Origin of the sequence: Achromobacter sp. ES-001, from assembly GCF_019448355.1 — a bacterium.
Lineage (GTDB): Bacteria > Pseudomonadota > Gammaproteobacteria > Burkholderiales > Burkholderiaceae_B > Achromobacter > Achromobacter spanius_B.
Genome location: NZ_CP079940.1, coordinates 4691359 through 4708400 on the forward strand (window position 1 = coordinate 4691359; position 17042 = coordinate 4708400).

General features: G+C 60.6%; 17 protein-coding genes. 5 read left to right on the plus strand and 12 right to left on the minus strand.

Annotated elements, in window-relative coordinates:
* Positions 1-214: 214 nt before the first annotated feature.
* The 4 genes from KYT87_RS21155 (at position 215) to KYT87_RS29980 (ending at position 1937) form a co-directional block, all read left to right on the plus strand.
* Positions 215-604: a helix-turn-helix transcriptional regulator gene (locus tag KYT87_RS21155; protein WP_219990786.1), complete on the plus strand. Its 390-nt coding sequence runs from the start codon at positions 215-217 to the stop codon at positions 602-604.
* Complete coding sequence (locus KYT87_RS21160; protein ID WP_219990787.1) at positions 579-1055, plus strand: ImmA/IrrE family metallo-endopeptidase; 477 nt, start codon at positions 579-581, stop codon at positions 1053-1055. The genes KYT87_RS21155 and KYT87_RS21160 overlap by 26 nt, the downstream gene beginning before the upstream one ends.
* A 190-nt stretch (positions 1056-1245) precedes the next feature.
* The gene (locus KYT87_RS21165; protein ID WP_219990788.1) at positions 1246-1389 is read left to right on the plus strand and encodes a hypothetical protein; all 144 of its coding nucleotides are present in this window, start codon (positions 1246-1248) and stop codon (positions 1387-1389) included.
* 290 nt (positions 1390-1679) lie between these two features.
* Complete coding sequence (locus tag KYT87_RS29980) at positions 1680-1937, plus strand: CrpP-related protein (protein ID WP_304505140.1); 258 nt, start codon at positions 1680-1682, stop codon at positions 1935-1937.
* Here the strand turns inward: KYT87_RS29980 and KYT87_RS21170 are convergent.
* A complete protein-coding gene (locus KYT87_RS21170; protein ID WP_255593395.1) occupies positions 1890-2153 on the minus strand; it encodes a DNA-3-methyladenine glycosylase in 264 nt (87 codons plus the stop codon). The two genes, KYT87_RS29980 and KYT87_RS21170, sit on opposite strands and share 48 nt — an antisense overlap.
* Before the next feature lie 504 nt (positions 2154-2657).
* Between KYT87_RS21170 and KYT87_RS21175 the strand changes: the two genes are divergently transcribed.
* Complete coding sequence (locus tag KYT87_RS21175) at positions 2658-3020, plus strand: hypothetical protein (protein WP_219990789.1); 363 nt, start codon at positions 2658-2660, stop codon at positions 3018-3020.
* A gap of 632 nt (positions 3021-3652) precedes the next feature.
* Here the strand turns inward: KYT87_RS21175 and KYT87_RS21180 are convergent.
* From KYT87_RS21180 to KYT87_RS21230, 11 genes are all read right to left on the minus strand, one after another.
* Entirely contained in the window at positions 3653-3919 is a 267-nt protein-coding gene (locus KYT87_RS21180) for a hypothetical protein (protein WP_219990790.1), read from the minus strand.
* Positions 3903-4397, minus strand: coding sequence for a hypothetical protein (locus KYT87_RS21185; protein WP_219990791.1), 495 nt, complete (start codon positions 4395-4397; stop codon positions 3903-3905). The genes KYT87_RS21180 and KYT87_RS21185 overlap by 17 nt, the downstream gene beginning before the upstream one ends.
* Positions 4398-4399: 2 nt before the next feature.
* On the minus strand, positions 4400-4843 hold the full coding sequence (locus KYT87_RS21190) for a hypothetical protein (RefSeq protein WP_219990792.1): 444 nt from the start codon (positions 4841-4843) through the stop codon (positions 4400-4402).
* A 91-nt stretch (positions 4844-4934) separates the two neighbouring features.
* Positions 4935-8453: a host specificity protein J gene (locus tag KYT87_RS21195; protein ID WP_255593397.1), complete on the minus strand. Its 3519-nt coding sequence runs from the start codon at positions 8451-8453 to the stop codon at positions 4935-4937.
* Positions 8454-8698: 245 nt separating this feature from the next.
* Positions 8699-9292 (minus strand): tail assembly protein, encoded by a 594-nt coding sequence (locus tag KYT87_RS21200; protein WP_219990794.1) that lies wholly within the window; start codon positions 9290-9292, stop codon positions 8699-8701.
* A complete protein-coding gene (locus tag KYT87_RS21205) occupies positions 9289-10068 on the minus strand; it encodes a C40 family peptidase (protein ID WP_219990795.1) in 780 nt (259 codons plus the stop codon). Before KYT87_RS21205 ends, KYT87_RS21200 begins: the two co-directional genes overlap by 4 nt.
* A gap of 3 nt (positions 10069-10071) precedes the next feature.
* Positions 10072-10800 carry a phage minor tail protein L gene (locus KYT87_RS21210; protein ID WP_219990796.1) on the minus strand — a complete coding sequence of 243 codons (729 nt, stop codon included), beginning with the start codon at positions 10798-10800 and terminating at the stop codon, positions 10072-10074.
* Between the two features lie 9 nt (positions 10801-10809).
* On the minus strand, positions 10810-11244 hold the full coding sequence (locus tag KYT87_RS21215) for a hypothetical protein (protein ID WP_255593398.1): 435 nt from the start codon (positions 11242-11244) through the stop codon (positions 10810-10812).
* Positions 11245-11246: 2 nt separating this feature from the next.
* On the minus strand, positions 11247-13901 hold the full coding sequence (locus KYT87_RS21220) for a pyocin knob domain-containing protein (RefSeq protein WP_219990797.1): 2655 nt from the start codon (positions 13899-13901) through the stop codon (positions 11247-11249).
* 2 nt (positions 13902-13903) lie between these two features.
* On the minus strand, positions 13904-14194 hold the full coding sequence (locus KYT87_RS21225; protein ID WP_255593399.1) for a phage tail protein: 291 nt from the start codon (positions 14192-14194) through the stop codon (positions 13904-13906).
* A gap of 44 nt (positions 14195-14238) precedes the next feature.
* Positions 14239-17040 carry a phage tail tape measure protein gene (locus tag KYT87_RS21230; RefSeq protein WP_219990799.1) on the minus strand — a complete coding sequence of 934 codons (2802 nt, stop codon included), beginning with the start codon at positions 17038-17040 and terminating at the stop codon, positions 14239-14241.
* Between the last annotated feature and the right edge of the window lie 2 nt (positions 17041-17042).

Sequence of the window (17042 nt, forward strand, 5' to 3'; positions counted from 1 at the left end):
AAACTCCGAAGTTGCGCGAGGACGCTGAGAGTTCGTCCGGCTGCGCGCGTATCAGCCTTGGCGGATGCAATGAAGAACGGCCTATGTCGTCGCCGCGCGACAATACGCATACATTCAACCAATTAGGTTGAATTTTTCAAACAGACAGGTCATAATGACCGCAGTTTAGGTACATGACCCTTTATGGGCTCACTGCGGTACCAGGGAGATTGAAATGGCACTTACAGAATTTGGCAAAGCCGTGCGAAAGGCACGGATCGACACGGGGCAGACGCTGCTCTCGATGGCAACGGCGCTTGGCACCACCGCATCGTTTTTGAGCGCAATGGAGACCGGTCGTAAAAAAATTGCTGACCAGTGGATTGCCAAGATTGACCACTTTTTTCGCGGTCAGGGCCGCCCCGTTGCTCGCTTACATGAGCTCGCGGCCGTAGCGAACCAAGCGGTACCACTTGATGGTCTGCCGCTGCAGCAACAGATGCTTGTGGCGGGGTTTGCAAAATCTAGCTTTACCGCCGAAGAACTCCAAACGATTGCGGACCTGTTGGGTAAGATCAACAACGACAAGAAGGGCGAAGATGAGCGAGCCGACTCAACGGTATGAACTGAAGGGCAGCCGAGTGGTGCATCTCGACGCCGACAAGATCAAAAAGCGCGCCAAGCGTTTTGGCGAAATTCTACGCATCAGCAGACGTACTCGGTTTGACATGGAACAGTTCATGGAGGGGCTGTCCCGCCATAGAATCTGCATAGATCCTGTCGACGATAGCGAGTGGCTGTTTTTCACCGACGGCCTATGCACGCCCGAGAATTTCACAATCAGGATTCCAGAGAGTACATACCTGCGAATCTGCGCAGGCGATCAGGAAGCAATTGGTCTACTGTTCCACGAACTCGGACACCTGATGCTTGCCCACAAAACAGTCCTTCACAACGAACGGTCCGCCCCACCCTGCCCAGAAGAGGATTCAGAATGGCAAGCGGACGCTTTTTCGACATTCGTGCTTGCACGTATGGGGCTACCCGAATTCGGGCAACTCTGCTTTGACTTCTAAAAACGCAAATGAGCCAGTTTTATAAAAAAGAAAGGGGTCATAGAGAAACTCCATGACCCCTCTCCCAACCCGGCGGACCATGACACGCGACATGGCGAGCAGGTTGACATTCGGAATGACTTCCGTGTTTGGCGACTCGAAGTCTACACCCTATGTCACCAGCGGGCAATCCTCGCGAAATAGGTGCCATATGGGCAAGCAACTTAGCTTCGACTTTCCGATTCCGGAAGGCATGAAAGTGATTTTCCGACCCTACATCACGCTGAAGAATGGTCAGCGTCTGTGGGCCAAGCAGTGCGGTAAACGAGCATTTCCGCTGATCGTGCCAGCGTAGCGTTAAGCTGCGGGCGTTAACCTCTAGCGCCCGCAGCCGCCGACAAAATTGCGCCCCGGTGCGCACTAGGCCCAGCTTTTTCACTCAACCGTGCTTCAGCGCGGTTAGCCGCCCAACCGGCCCGTAGGCAAACAAACCGACCGAAGGCACCACTGCCGCCGAAAAGGGAAGCAGTGGACCGACGGCTGATTCTTCAGTACTCGGCCAGTAGTGCCGCAACACTATTGCAAGCGGCGCACGGTCAACGGCATACTGACCTCCCATTGACCATACTTTTGGAGGGTTCAGCAATGCACTGCGATCATATCCAGAAGCTCGGCGCGAAAGCCGCCCGCGAGGGGTTGACCCTGTGGGACTGCCCGTATTTACGCGCTGCCGAAATGCCGGGACATACCGGAGAACGGATCTCGGATTGGGTACTGAAGATCGAGGCATGGGAAGCAGGGTTCCGAAAGCATGTGCGGGCTCGGTCCCCCACGGTGCGAAGCCGAGTTCGCGCTCTAGTCGCCGCGAACCGAAGTTCTGCGGTAGTCCTCCGCACGGGCTAGCGTGCGGTAGAACATGGAGCCCACATTGACGAGTCTGGCGCACTCATCAACGCTCAGCCTGTCACTGATTTCCACAAGGCAGTTGGCGTATTCGGTAAGCACTTCCGCCCAATCATCGAAATTTTGACCGGGGGCAGCGTGGGCGATCATATTTGCGAGCAGTTCATCACGTAGCATGGCGGGGCCTTTGATTTGCGAGCCGATGCGTTGCAGCAATCGGTATGCCCGCCCGCCGTTCAGCGCCCCTCTACGGGGCGCTTTCTATTGCCTGGAGTTTCGCGGCTTTTGTCCATAGGCAGATTGGGGGATACGCCCAGTCCTTCACTGCATGCTACGAATGAAGTGCCACGGGAAAGCGCTGACCGCCGGCACATTACATCGATCCCGATGCGGACGCGCAGGCTACAGGAGGGGCAATTTATGGCTTCCGGCTCCCGATTGTCCGACGTTATCGTCAAACTGCCTGATCGGTCCACATGTCGAGTGGAACGACGCCTGGTCATAAAACGCTGTCCTGATGCCGCACCAGTTCACCAGTATGTGTGCACTCTAACCACTGGCGAGGCGGTCGTCTGGCTGGGAGCCGGCAAATACCGGTTGCCGAGCGGCGCCATCGCCATCGCCGTCGCCCACAAAAAACCGTAGGGGGTGGCCGACTAGGGAACGCGCACAGGCATAAACGGTTCATAATTGTCCGCACCTATCAACGCAGGGGCAATCATGGCCTTCTATGCTCAAGAACGAGTGTCCACTTGCGATATAGCGGGCGCCGTGGCCCGCGCGGCGCTGGAAGACATTCGCATCAATTCTTTCGCATGTCCGGGTTTACCTGAAATTCGAGTGTTCGAAGCAAGCAAGACGAAGTTCGAAATAACACTGCGGCTGCGCGCGGACAGTGACACGCTGATTGAAGCGTTCGCAATGGGCCGCCAGGAAGCGCTTTCGGCCGCACGCGGATTTCTAGACGACACGCTCACGCCAGAGTGCCTTTTAGCGCATGTCCAGGAGGCGTTGGCTTCGCTGGAAAAGCAGTACAAAGAATTGGAGCGCCACGCGGTTCGCAGGCCAGATCTCTCCAACTGATGTGCTTTCGAGACACCCACGACATTTACGTTATGGGGCGAGCGGAAGAATATCCAGATCGCCGTTGCCGTCTGAAGTCATACGGAATCTGCGCTCCTGACTAGGGGAAAGGGTTGCTTCACGCTGGCGAAGGTAAGAATCGCCAGCTGCGGCGCAGAGCCCTTTAGCACTCGCAGCCGTGCCCGCCCCCAGTACCCGCAACCCGGCAGGTACGTAGAACTCTGCCTTCTCTTTTGGGGAAAGGTCCGCAACAAGCTCGCCATCCACATAGAAGCCCATACGACAGCCGCCGCCGACAAAGCCCTGGTCTCGGACAACTACTAAACGCGCGTCAGAATCGGACGCGGGCGCCTGTAGCTTGTACAAATACGCCGCGTCAACCGGCTTGGCGTCTGCAACGGGTGTAGGCGTGGTGCTGCAACCGGCTAACACCACCAACAGACTCGCTGCCCAACAGCTTCCACGCATTCAACACCTCCGAAAACTCGATGATACAGAATGCAAGCTAAGAGCGATCACACAGCCGTCGCCATACGGCATTGCCATCACGTATCTGCCGGCGGACCGGGGCGGGCGTTTCGTACACCTGCTGCGCGTCATCGAAATACACTGGCCGTGCGTACTCGCAGTATTCAACCCCGACCCTTGCCGGAGCCACGCACCCACTCATGCTTAAGCTCATCAGCAATAGCGCCATCGTCCATACCGGCCGTTTCCTGCTGCACATCGCGCGCCTCCTGATGGGCCTTGGCCCTCTGTTCGTTTATTTGGTCTGACCTTTCTTGGCGCTCCGCCTGGCGCCCCCCAGCGCGCCCCCGGTAGAAAACGCTGACCAGGGTTGCTGCTGCGAGGCCGATAAGCAGCAGGACGCCTTTAAACCGCTCAAGCCATACCGACATTGCCGCCTCCAACCGCCGCCATTGCCTGCGCGTATAGCGCCGCCCAAGTCTCGGGGTGCGGCTTCCCGGGCCGCCAGGTGCGCAGATAAAGCGCCCAGCCGCCGTTCGCGTCACCAAGCGATGGCAGGCGCAGGGGATCAGTCCACAGCAGCAGGCGGGCGAAAGCTGCCGCCAGGATGTCGTCGTGCGCCAGCGAGTTGTACACGTCCGTCGCGGTCGGCTCGACATCCCGAACGGCGCACACTGAGCGCGCATCCGCCCAACTCGATGCGTGCGCCAGCACGCCGCGCACGCCGCCCCCGCGTTCGAATTGCCAGAAGCCCACGGCCGGACCGTTGATCTGCCGGCGATGCACAAAACGGCTCTCCTGCAAGCCAATGGCAAGCAGCATCACGCGCGCTTCGCGGGTGTCGCGGTTGGCGGGCAAGAGCGCAAGCGCAGGTGCGATTGCGGTATCGAGAACAGTCTTCAAATCCACAATCACCCCTCCCCACCATGCCGCACGCCCAGAATCTTCGCGCGGGCCTCGGCCACCCATTCAAGCAGCCCCTTCTGGCGCATGCTTGCCATCCATCGCATGTACGCCCCCAATACCCACCACGCAGGTAGCCCGGCCAGCAGCATGCTCGGTCCCAGCACGTAGAACTTCGCCAGCAGCGCGTCATCACTGCCCGCGCCGTGCTGCGCCAGCCAGATCATGGCGTCCATCAGCCCCGGTTTCCACGCGATCACCGCGCCGGCCAACGCCGGCCCAAACATGAACGAGCATGCGACGGTCGAAATCGTTCGGACGGTGAACTCCCGCGCCGACCGTGGCGGCATGATCAGCAGGCCAAGCATGGCCGCCAACGCCGCCGGCACGCCATACGCCATTGCGACCTTCAAGGCAGCGAGGCCTCCCAGCCCCGTAGTACCTGGTTCCATAGTTGCTCTGCTCCTGTAGACGGTGCGCATGATTGCCTCCCGTTTGGACGAAAAAAAAGCCCGCCGAGGCGGGCAATTGAAATGCGTTGGACTACCTGACGAACGAAATCAAGGCGAGACTCCCTGTGACCCAGACCGTGCCACCGTTCGGGCGTGGAAATTCAAGGCGGAGGGTGTGCGCGCCCGCACCTATCCCCGTAGCAATGGCGGTCATCGACTTCATGTTGTCGCGCTCATCTTGCGTGTACAAGATAATCGGAGCCCGGCTGATGAGATTGCCGTCCAAGAGCAGTCGTACCTGGCCGCTCGGAAGCGCCGACGCAGAATCGCATCTGGCGGCGAAGTCATAGTTAATAATGGCGTTCCCGGCAGCCGGCATGGTGAAGTTGATCTGGACGGCATTGTCATTGCTTCCCTGACCGAAGCCCAGATTGATTGCCACAGCGTTCCCTGCTGTTACCGCCCCGTTCTGTAAGTGCAGGGTGCCAATTTGAGCGCTCTGGATGTTCGCAGACCTTATGTATGCCTGGTCGATGTTCGCCACCTTGGCGTTGAACGTCCCTACATCAATGCGGTCGGCGCTCATCGTGCCCGTCGTAATCTTGCCGGCGTCCAACGTATCGATGTTTGCGTTCTTGATCCAAGCCGTACCGATAAGCGCCTGGTTCATGAAAACCTGACTGCCTTGAATTACAAACGGCGTGACCACCTGCGGCCCATTGGGGTGAATGACGGCGAATCGGTCGGCAGCCACAAGAAACTGCGTTTCGGTCACGCCGCCCGAACTCTCCACGCCCAAGCCAATAGAAGCCGCGTAGTAACGGCCACCAACAGTCACACCTGCGCGGACGTTCCACATGGCGGCCACATTGCCGTCCAGCTTGGCTATCGCGGTGCTTGTTTCCTCTACAGCTGCGAAGGCGTCGTTGGCTTTGTCCGTGGCGTCTTTGACCGATGCTTGTACGCTTGTTATGCGCTCTCCCATTGCGCTCACATCATCAGCCCGCGTTTTGCTTTCTTGTTGAATCAGACCAGCGTTTTCCCCCACCTTCGTGGTCAAGGTTCTGATGGACTCGGCCGTCGCTTCGTGCTGCTCTTGGCGGATGGTGACTTCTTCGCTCAGCCCCGTCTCGAGCGCGGGAATCTTCTTGATCGGGGCTAGTACATCTTGGCCCAGTTGCGTCTGGCCGATCTGTCCGTTGAAGTAGTTCAGGATGTCGCCAAGCTCGGTGCTGGACTGCCCCATCGCCCCGTTGCCTGCGGGGAACCTTGGGCCAGGCAAGCCGTTCTTGTCCCTCAAGATGGCCCAAAAATAGAGGCGCACACCGCCAGAAAGCCCCATCAGCAAAGCGGAGTTCTGGGGAAACGCGTACTCGCCCATCGGCATCGCGTCCGCAAAGTCTGGAGTCTTGCTGTACCAAATCTCCGTTTTCTCAATGATGGACGGCCCCGGGGCAAAGCCCCATTTCAGCTGGATAGCAAACACAAGCGCTGAGGTTCCCTGCGAGGGTTCCAGGTGCGTCACAGTGGATGGCGGCGCGAGAATGCCATCCAGTTGCGTCTGCGTCGATGAGGCCCATATCGAAGCAATGTCCATGGCGTTCAGCGCCCGCACGCGGCAAAGGAATGCGCCCGCATACACATTGGGCACCTCGATGCTGGTTGATCCAGTGCGAGGGAGATTCACCCACTCCGAATTGTTCCGACGCCACTGCACCTCATAAGCAACAGCGTTCGCCGCAGGCTTCCAGGAAAACACTGCCGTATGACTGGCGTATCCCTGAGCCACAACCGGGTAAGAAGTGATCGTGACGTCCGATGGTGGAGCTTGAACGCCGGGCGGGATAACGGTGATGGGCAGCGGATCAAGACGGGTTCCGAAATCCACACTGTCGAACTTGCCCGGCTCATGCTGAATAGCCGATATTTCAGCGGTCAGCCCATCCTTGCGCTTGATGCCGAGAACTCGAAACCGCTGAGCAGAAAGCGCTTCGGATTCCAGCGTCCATACACATTCGGCTTGAGGCACCTCCGAGAATGGCGCAGTAACGGTCAATATCAAGACGGTCCCGGGTACGCCCACCATGTCCGCAGTCAGCTCGGTGGAGTCCACCGTAAACGTCGTCAAATCGGAGGTCAGTCCCTGCCCCACTGCCGTGCTGATGATCCGCGTTTCGGACACACCGCTGGGCAGGTTCACCGTCAGCCGGTCCCCGGGTCGGACGCCCAGCTCTGCGTCTACCGTGACCACCGTAGCGGTCGCGGCCCGGATGCGCCCGCCGATACGCCGACCCGCTAAATGCTGATCAGCCACGCGGATGATGCTCCCAGGCCGCACGCGGCAAGCATCCAGACCCACTTCGAATGACACCGAGCGCGTTTCCATGCGCGAGGTCAGCAAAAGCCACTTTCCAACGCGATTTGCTTGCGCACGGGAGGTACATCCGAAGGCGGTGACCTCCACCTGCTTCAATCCATACCGCGCAAGCGCCTGGCGGTCTTCTACATACTCGACCTTCTGGCGGCCCATGTCGGACAGATCATTCCACGACACCAGCGCTACGGTATAACGGGTGTTCAGCGCTGACCCAACGTAGTTAAAGCGTCCGTCGATCACGTTGGCCGATGTGAAGGTGTAGACCGGGTCGCCGGGCATGTCGCCAACGGCAAACACGGAACCGCTGGCCCAATACGCGATACCCCGGAACGTAGATGCAAGGTCTTGCAAAACCCGATAGGCGTCGGCGGCCGTCTGCAAATAGGCGTTGCAAGTGAATCTCGGTTCCTGCCCACCAAAGCCGTCCGGCACCAGCTCGTCGCAGTAGCGGCCGATCTGGTACAAGCCCCACTTGTCTAACCAGCCTGACGGAATGCGTTCACCCAGCCCGTACCGATCATTGCTCACAATGTCGTAGAAGATCCAAGCAGGATTATCCGTCCACGACACCTTAAAAGTGCCGTCCCATGTGCCGGAGTATGTCCGGCGCTCCGCGTCATAATTCGACGGCACCCTGATAATTCGGCCCTTCCAATCGTAGGAGCGCACAGGAATGTTCTGAAACTGCGACGCGTCCACTTTGATGCCAACCACCGCGGACATCGGATAGCGCAGCTTGGCATCAACAATTTCCGTGATGGCGTCGACAAACGTGCGGTCAGCGATTGTGCTGCTCGATGCATTGGCCGTGAGACGCGACACACGGACCGACCAACCAGAACGGGCTGGTGGCAGATCAATTCTGTGCGAGCGCGCGTATCGTTGGGTTGTCTTCCCATCGAATGCCGTTTCCAGCGCAACCGCGTATGCGCCCCCATCGGTACTGACTTCTACGCGGTACTGCACCCGATAGCCCGCAATGTCGCCATTGGTGGTATTCGCCTGCGACAATCCATTGACAGCCATCGTCAAACGAATTGCAGATAACTGGGTGTTGGTGAACGCGCGGACCCACGGCGTCGTCGAGGTCAGCTCCACATTTACGGCCGTCGTGGTTTCAGACGCGGGAAACCCTGGCAGGGGGTCCTGAGTCTGAGTACCCGTTCGAAAGTCGATAGCTATGTTTGGAATGTTCAGCGTGCCGTCTTCGTTTGCGACCGGCGTCCCGTCCAAGTACGTGTCCCGCCCCGCGCCACTCGCGCCATGCGTAGGACCATACGCCTCGCCTTCGGTGATCAGGTCAATGACGCGAGCATATGCCGTGCTATGGAGACTGTCCGGCGACTCTTTAGGACTACGCCCCCCTCCCCCGCTTTTGCCGCCTCCGAACCCCACCACTGGAAGATTGAGCCCGCGCCCAGCTCCAGAAACAACAAGGGCGCCCGAAGGCGCCCTGTTGGCTCGATAGTGTTTCCCTGTCATACCTGATCCTCCGCGAATATCCCTGCCGATATCACGGCGCTACCGACGATCATGCGTCCATACAGCAGCGGAACCGGATTCCCCTGCGCACTGGTGTTCACCGCACCATTGAAGTTGTAAGACGCGCCGTTCTCCGGGCCGTCCTGTGCGCTAAGTCCGCGCTGTTGGGGTGACAACATCTGAATCACGCCACCTAGGGCCAACACCGCCCCCATCTTCATCATCGCAGCACCAATAGGTGCGCCAACGCCGGTATACGTCAGCACAGCACCTACCACGATCATGACAGCGCCCAGTACCGTCTGAAAAAGGCCAGCGCGCTTAGCTCCGGCCACTACAGGCGCGACTCGGATTGCGTCCGCGCCTACCGGGTGTTGCAGCTCATCTTCGCCAATGTTTCGCTTACCCAAAAAACAGGCATAGCGCACCCCGTGCGCATCGCCATCAGCCAGCGCTCGTTCAAACCCCGGAATCAACACGCAGAGCGCGCGTATGGCCTCCGCCGTGCTGCTGACCGCCAGCATATGGATGCGTCCGAAACGCGCGCCCAGTCGTCCGTACAAGCGCACCTCCCGCAATTTTTCGCTCACGCTTCCCCCTTGTATCGCAGCACCAGTCGCGTTGCCTCGCGCCAGTAGCCGCCGTACACCACTCGTTCCGAATCGCGCCCATACAGGTGATGGAGCATGGCGTCCGGCACGGGGAACAGATCGGGTTCTTCCTTCAGCGCCTGCGCGCCAATGAACACGCCCGCATGATTCGCGCGGTCTGATCGGATTTGCATCAGCACCACATCGCCCGCCGCAATCGACTCGCTGCTGGTCAGCGGCCGGAACCCCGCCTCGGCGTAGAGATCCATGTACAGATCGCCGCTCTTACCCGCTTCCCACCACCCGTCAGCGCGGTGGAAATCCCGCAACGTGATGCCACGCTCTCGCGCGTACCAGTCGCGCACCAAGCTGTAGCAGTCCAGGACGCCATGCGCGAACGGGCGGCCCAGCAGCGGAGCGGCGTAGCCCTCTGGTGCGACGCCCACCAGCTCGCCGGCCGCCACCGCCCCGGCTTCATCCTTCGCCACCGCAACGATGAACCAAGGCAGGCCCGACGCCTCGCACGCAACGCGGTCGGCTTCGCTGGGCGCTGCTGGCACGTCGGGATGCGAGTGAATGACGGCGGTGATGCGGCCTGCCTCTTCTGCCGCCGCGTAGTCCTCTGGATCAAGGATGAAATGGTCCGTGCCTTCCGCCATGTTTCGGCACGGCCGGTAGCTTTCGCGGCGGTCCCGCAGCACCACCAGCCCGCAGCACTCGCGCGGGTACTCCGCCACCGCGTGCGCCCGGATGGCGGTCATAGTCTTCTTTCGCATGTTTTATCCCCTGATGCGGTCTGCTGAAGGGAACCCGCCGAAGTTGACCACTTCGTATTCACCGAACCGCTTTTTGCAGTCGGACAGCAGCCCCGAACATCGGTCCAGAGCAGGATCGGAAACAGGATTTCCGTTGATGTCGAACATCCGCGAGCCGGTGTAGCCGCAGTAGGTGCCGCGATAGCCGCCTTTCGTCAGCCAGCTGCACATGCCCGCGATGATCTGCCGGGATGGCAGCATCTGGCCATTGAAGTCCAGCGCGCTCGACAGCTCAAATTCCACCACCTCGGCGGTCTCGGCCGTCTTCTGCTGGATGATCCAAATTTCTGGCGGCAGCTCTTCGTCCGGCGCAGCCGTTGGATTGCCACCCGTAAAGTTGCGCGCATCCAGATACTTGCCCAGCGTTCGACGCACGACGATCCGCGCGCCCACCAGGTCATCCAGTGCGATGCACAGCGACGAGATGACACCCGCGATGGAGTTGCCATCACCATCCAGCCCGATGTTGCCCACAGACAGCGTAGGCGTGGGCTGCTGCCCTTCTCCTACCTGCTCAAACCCATCGGCCTTGATGGCCCAAGGTTCGTACTGATAGCCCTGCCACCAGATCGGCCCTACCTGCGTGTAGCCGTGGAAGCGCTGAAGCGTGCCGCCGATACCGGTGGCGTCCAGCTCGAATAGGTCGACCAGACCCCCGACCTCCAGCTTTTGGACGTCTGCATAAATCCCCATGACGTCCCCTTAAGCCTGGATGCTGGCGGCCAGGACAAACAGCGCATCTATCTGTGCAGCCGTGAGGCCCAGCATGCCGGCGACTGCTGCGAGCATTTCGCTATCGCGCCGAAACTCCTGCAAATCGTCCCAGGCCCGGCGATACATGGCTGGCGTGTCAGGATCTGCGAGGACTTCCTCGGCAGCTTCGAACAGTGTGGTGTCGCCGTGCGGCGTGTGCCACATGGCCTCGCGCCCCTGGAAACGGCTGACGACCTGCGGGACCGGCGCGGGCGCCGCCGCTTCGGGGTCGTGGGCGTCTAGCACGGCTTGTACTGCGTCCTTTAGGGCCTGACTGGCGTCTTCGCTGAAAAACAGCTCGCCCTCGGCCGTCCACGAGAATGGCTGTCCGGAAAGACCCGCAACCGCGAGTTCGTCAGAGAAGTTTGGTCCAATAGTTTTCATGGTTAGATCATGACCTCGCCGAAAAGATCGAATACCCACCCCACGCCTCCAGCGGGGCCAGTGCCAAAGCCGACCATGTAAAGGGTGTAAAGGTTGGTCGAAGCAATATCATTCATAGTGGAAAAGCTGAAACCTATTTGACTTCCAGCGGATATGCTGTATCCGTAGTTCCCGGAACCAGCCGGACTACCGTTTAAAGAAAAGCGAATATACGAACCGCTTCGAGTGCTGGAACTTGTCTGCCCGCTGCAAGTCGCTTTTATCGTGGACCCAGCCCACAACAGCGCAGAGACGCCGTTATCTAGCTGAACACCAGTGTCGGCTCCCGTCGTTGGCGCGACGGTCTCCCAAAGTATGACCGGGCGACGGTTGAACCATGTCGCCACATATCGGGTCGCAGCGCCGTACTTGAATTGGCCGTCCGAGGCTGGAACAATCGCCATCCCAACTAACGTGCGGCTGACGTCCCCGGTTTTCACCATAACGCCGTCAGTACCAAGTACCGGTGCCGCAGCGCTGGAAACCTCCAGGGCCATCGTCGAGCCGCTCATATACGCGTAGACGTAACCCAGCGCACCGGGCGGCATCAGACTGTTCGACAAAGTAACGCCTGCCGTCGGCACTCTTTCTTGACGACCGTTAATAATCAACCCGTTACCGTTGTAGGGGACCAACCGGCATTGCGTACCGCTAACGTATTCAAAGCGGCATTGGCCGTGATCCTTGCCGGCGAACGTCAGTTTGTAGGCGGTGCCGTTCCAGGCATGCCAGCCCAAGCCATCGACGTAAATGTCTCCCATGTCGTTGGTGGGCATCCAGCCAGTGCTGTTGAAGGCAGACGTGACCTTCCAAGGTTGCCAGACGCCCGTGGATGAGTTGCCGAAGCGAGCAAACTTCAGCGGCTTACCCCCAGTCACCAGCAAGGTCAGTTCTTGCGAAACGACCGTCGCCGCATGCCAGAAAACTCGCATGTAGCCTGCGGCCGAGTATCCCGGAAAGTTTGCGCCGCCGGCGACCGCCGATGCCGTCCAGGTGTAGAACGTGTTATCCGCAGTCAGCGTGTTGGCGTCAGTCGCGGCGGTCAGGAATTGATGCGTCATTCCCAGGGCCGTTGTCAACACCTCCTGCCATAGAGACCAATTGCTACCGTCGCGCGCTCGCCAGTAGCGGCGAGGGCCGCTCGACGATGACAAGGCGCCAGCTGAGCGGACGATGTACTCCTGAAAGGTGGCGTTAACCCCGGCCGCCTGGGTAACCTTTAAGAGCCCGCCGATTGCTACGGGGTAATTCGTACCCGCTGCGGCGCCCGCTGTGGTGGATTGGCAATAGTCCCCGGGGGTCGTGTAGGTATTCAGGTCGTGAGCCGCAGTGGGCAGCGTCGTGGCCAGCGTTGTCTGCGCGTAGGCCGTGCCATTCCAGCTATGCCACCCCACTCCATCCACGTAGATATCACCGGCATCGGCGGATGGGAGCCAACCGGGGGACGAAACCGCACCGATCATCCGCCAAGCCTGCCAAGTCCCGCCAGCCCTCGGGTCGCCATAGCGTTGAAAGATGCGGGGCTTGCCGTTACCTACCGGCAAAGTGCATGTCTGAATGACGCGACCGCCATCGAGATAAGCCACTTCGACCAGACCTCCGATGATGCTGGAGGTCGGCGGCCAATTCGTGCCGCCGGTAAATGGCGTAGCGGACGTGAAGGTGTAGAACGTGTTATCCGCAGCAAGCGTGTTCGCGTCCGTCGCGGTAGTCAAGAATGTGTGGGTCATCGCCTCACTGAATTTGGCGAGACGGACCCAATTACCCCAGCCCGCAGAGGTCTTGTTGCGGTAGTAGACCGTGGAGTTCTCAATGAAGTACGTGCGATACCATTGATGCGCCAGGATATTGCCTGCACCTCCACGCTGAACAGTGAGGACACCGGCCACCTTCTCCGGCGGATAGTTGCTGCCCGCAACCGCACCGGCCGTAGCGTTCTGTCCGAACGTTCCGTCTTGGTCATAGGTGTCCAGATCGTGAGCCGTAGCGGGCAAGAGGATCGGCGCCGGCAGCTGCCCGATGGGCTGACGGCCACTAGCGTCCAGGGACCCCACTCCATTCGCGGCGGCCTTCTGCGCGGCAGGAATAGCCGCATTCGCGGCCAGCAGAGCGGCATCAGCCGTGGCCTTCACCGCTGCCAGCGCCGTCGCATCGACTACCTCTTTCCACACCGACCACAGCGTTGCCGCCTGACGCACGCGCCAAAACCGCTGCATGGACGCCAGCACGTTGGTGCGCGTGGTGTAGATCTGTAGGACGGGCGTACCCGTCGCTACGACTTCCAGAAAGCCCACGTTTGCCACAGGATAATTGGTGCCCGCCGTGGCCCCTGCAATCGTCGTCTGGTAGAACGTGCCGGGAGTGACATACGTATTCAGGTCGTGCGCGGTCGTGGGCAATGCAGCGGAATAGACCACGGGCGCCTGTGCCGCCAACAAGCGACCATCCGCGCCCAAAGAGGCGAAGCCATTGGCTTGGCCCTTTCCATCAAGCACGCCCTGAATCGCGATGTTGAGCGCCGAGAAATTCAGATTGGCCTTTACGAGCGCGTCGCGTAGCGGATCGCCCTTCTTATCGTTGGGCGCAAGGCCTACGTTAATAGCTTGGATATCAACCATGTCTACGGCCTAAATACTTGTTGGAAGGTGGCGGAAACCGAATAAACGTCGCCACCTACCGGGTTGATGTTGTACGTGGGGGCCTCGTAGTACCCCTCCGCCCCCAGCGGCGGCGTCCACAGGAAGGAGGCAATGCCAGCGTGCCGATCCAGGAATCTGATAAGCGCTTCCATTTCTTCCCTGCCCCCCGAAAACGTCAGGGGCCAGGACTGCACCTTGTTGTTGATTCCGTCGCCGGCCACTTGCCGGTAGCCGTCGCCGAATTGCGCCGTGAGGCGGCGAAAGGTCGTCACGCCCGTAGGTTGGCCCGTGGACCGCCATGTAAATCTTTCAGCCATTAGGCCCTCCCATTGCGCGCATTCCAGGCCGCGCCCCCGGGCTTGTGCGACCGGGTAATCTCGCTGCGCACCAGCGCGACGATCCCATCAGCCAGGCGGTCGCCCATTTCGCTTTCACCGGCGCCTTTGCGTTCGTCCTTGCCGTCCGCTGTGACGTTGACCTGAATCGATATGGACGGCGCTGCCGCAGCGGCCGACCCCGCACCAGGCACGCTGCTTTTCAGCGGCGTGACGTAGCCACCATTGGCCCCGCTCATGAGGTACGTTTGCCCGTCTTCTGAATAGAGCTCAGGCCCTAACTCGTTGACGCGGTAAAGCGAGTTAGCCGCTGTCGGTCCGCCCGAAGCCCGCGCACCGGCCACGGCGCCCCAGGACCCGCTCATGCCTTCCACACTGCCCGTCGCGGCCCCGCCCATGCCCTGATAGCTGGCGCCCGCAGATATACCGCTTGCTGCCGCGCCAGCCACAGCGCCGACGATGCTGCCGACCATGCCCACAATCGCTTGCCGGGCGGCAATGCGCGCCAAGTCCGAAAGCACCGAAGTCGCGAAGTCCTTAAACGACAGCTTCCCCGTGGTGGCGAACCGGACAATGGCATCCTCCATGCCCTGGAAGGCGTTGGAGAACAACGCCTTGGTCTGGCCCGCTACGTTCGAAGCGGAGTCCAGATAGTTGGCCAGCGCTGAAGTCGCGCCGTTCTTCCAGTCCCCTTGCGCCTTGCGCACCTGATCGAAGTACTGCTGCTGCATGGACAGCCGCAGGCCCAGGTGCTCTTGCAGGAGCGCCGTCTCGCTCCGGTACGTCTCCTGCGAGATCTGCCCCGACGCCATCGACCGGTCAAACTGAGCCTGCTGGCGCTGGTGGTCCCGCAAAATCCCCTGGCGCGCGCGAAGCTCCTCCTGCGCACGGTCGCCCAGCCCTACCCCGGCCACCTGGTCGGCATACTGCTGTTGCTCCAGTTCCCGAGTGGAGGCCAAGCTGGCGCGCAGTGCGTCCACCTTGGCGGTTTCCTGCTTGGTGCGGAGTTCCTTTTCTGCCGCAACGTTAAGATCCAACTGGCGCCGCAGCAGATCCTGCTGGGCGAGCAGGCTCTTTTGATCGGCCGTGAGGATCTTCTTATCCTTCAGGTCGGCAATCTGCTGCTCGAACTCGGCGCGCTTCTGCCCCCAGGTAGCAAGCTTGTCCTCGCTGCCAATCTGAGCACGCAAGGACGCTTCTGCCTCCCGGTACTGCTGCAATAGCTTGGCTGCGGCGTTCTCCGTGTACGCCTTGACCGCCGGATCCTTGTACTTGTCATTGATCTGGTCGATCAGCTTCTTCTGCGTCTCCAGGGTCGCGCCAGTGAGTTCGGAGTCTTTCTTGACCTGCGCAATCTCCCGCTCGCGCTTCTGGCGATTGGTCTCCGTTTCTTTGGCAAGCGCCGCCAGTCGGGTCGCGGCGGCGATCCTTTCGGCTTCCTGGCGCTTCTGCGATCCCACAATTGCAGCTTGGTCGGCCTGATCCTGCAACGCTGCCGCCTCAGCGATCAGGCGGCGGCTCTCCTGCTCTAGCGGCCGGGCGCGCCGTCGCGCACCGCGACCGCCGTCCCCGAAGAACGCCTGCGATTCGTCCGTCTGAGGCGTGGCATTGGCGCGCATTTGCGCCAGTTCAGCATTGACCGCGCGCAGCTTGCTCGTCAGGTCATCAAAGCTCGGGGCACGCCCCAGGCTCTTCATCGCCTCCCAGGCGCCGGTGGCCCCCTGCTTGACCGCATCCCAGGCGGTTTCTAGCGTGCCCAGGTTTTGCCGCACCTCCTGCGCCTGCTGCTTCACCGCGTCCGCATAGGTGCGTTGTGCAAGCGCAGCGGCTTCCTGCGTGCGCCCTTGCCGCTCAAGGCTGGCGATCTGCTGATAGATTTCCAGCGTCAGGAAGTGCTGCTGTTCGTTCAGGGCTGCAATTGCCTCAGCCGGCTTGCCGCGCAGCGATTCGAACTCTTGCACCGTGTCAGCAATCGCTTTGCCGGTGGCGCGGTTCATCGCTACCGCCGCGACGCCGACAGCCTCCATGTTTTGGCCGGCGATCTTTCCGGACCCGGCGATAAGGTTCAGCGCGTCCACGGCCTTGCCGCGAGAACCGGCAACGTCGGCAATTCGCGTGGCGAGGTTCGACATGCCGGCGGCGGTCTGGCCGGCCGCATTGCCGCTCAGAATCAGAGTGTTGGTGAACTCGGGCAGCTCGCCTTTGCCGGCCACGATAGCGGTGGAGAACAGCGCCACAGCGCCTGCCGCGACGGTCCACGGATTCACCAATCCTAGAATCGTACTGCCGAGCGCCCGAGCTGCCGGCACGATGCCGCCGAACATATCCTTCAGCTGACCGCCCTGCTGGAGCAACACCGTAAGGGGCTGTTGGCCGCCCTGCAACGAAACAACGATGTCCGTAAGTTGTGCCGGCACGCCGCGAAGCGCGGCAGACTGCTGGGCGGCACTGACCCCGTACTGATTCAGTTGCTTGCCGGCAGCAGCCGCCGCCGTCCCTGTCGCCGCGAGCTTCGTCTTCAGCTCATCCAAGATCGAAGTCGGCACGCCACGCAGGGCCGCGTTGTATAGGATCTGCTCCTTCCGGGTCATCCCTATGGTGTTGGCCTGGTTCACCAAGGCGTCAACACGGCGGCGCTCCACAGCAGCCAGCTTCGTGTAGTCCGCTTGCGCGGCCTGCGACATATCGCTGGTGCCGCGCTTGGCCGAAGCAATCGCGGCGTCAAACTGCGAGGTATCGACAACAATGTCTAGCCGCGCAGTGCCAATGCTTTCCTGTGCCATGT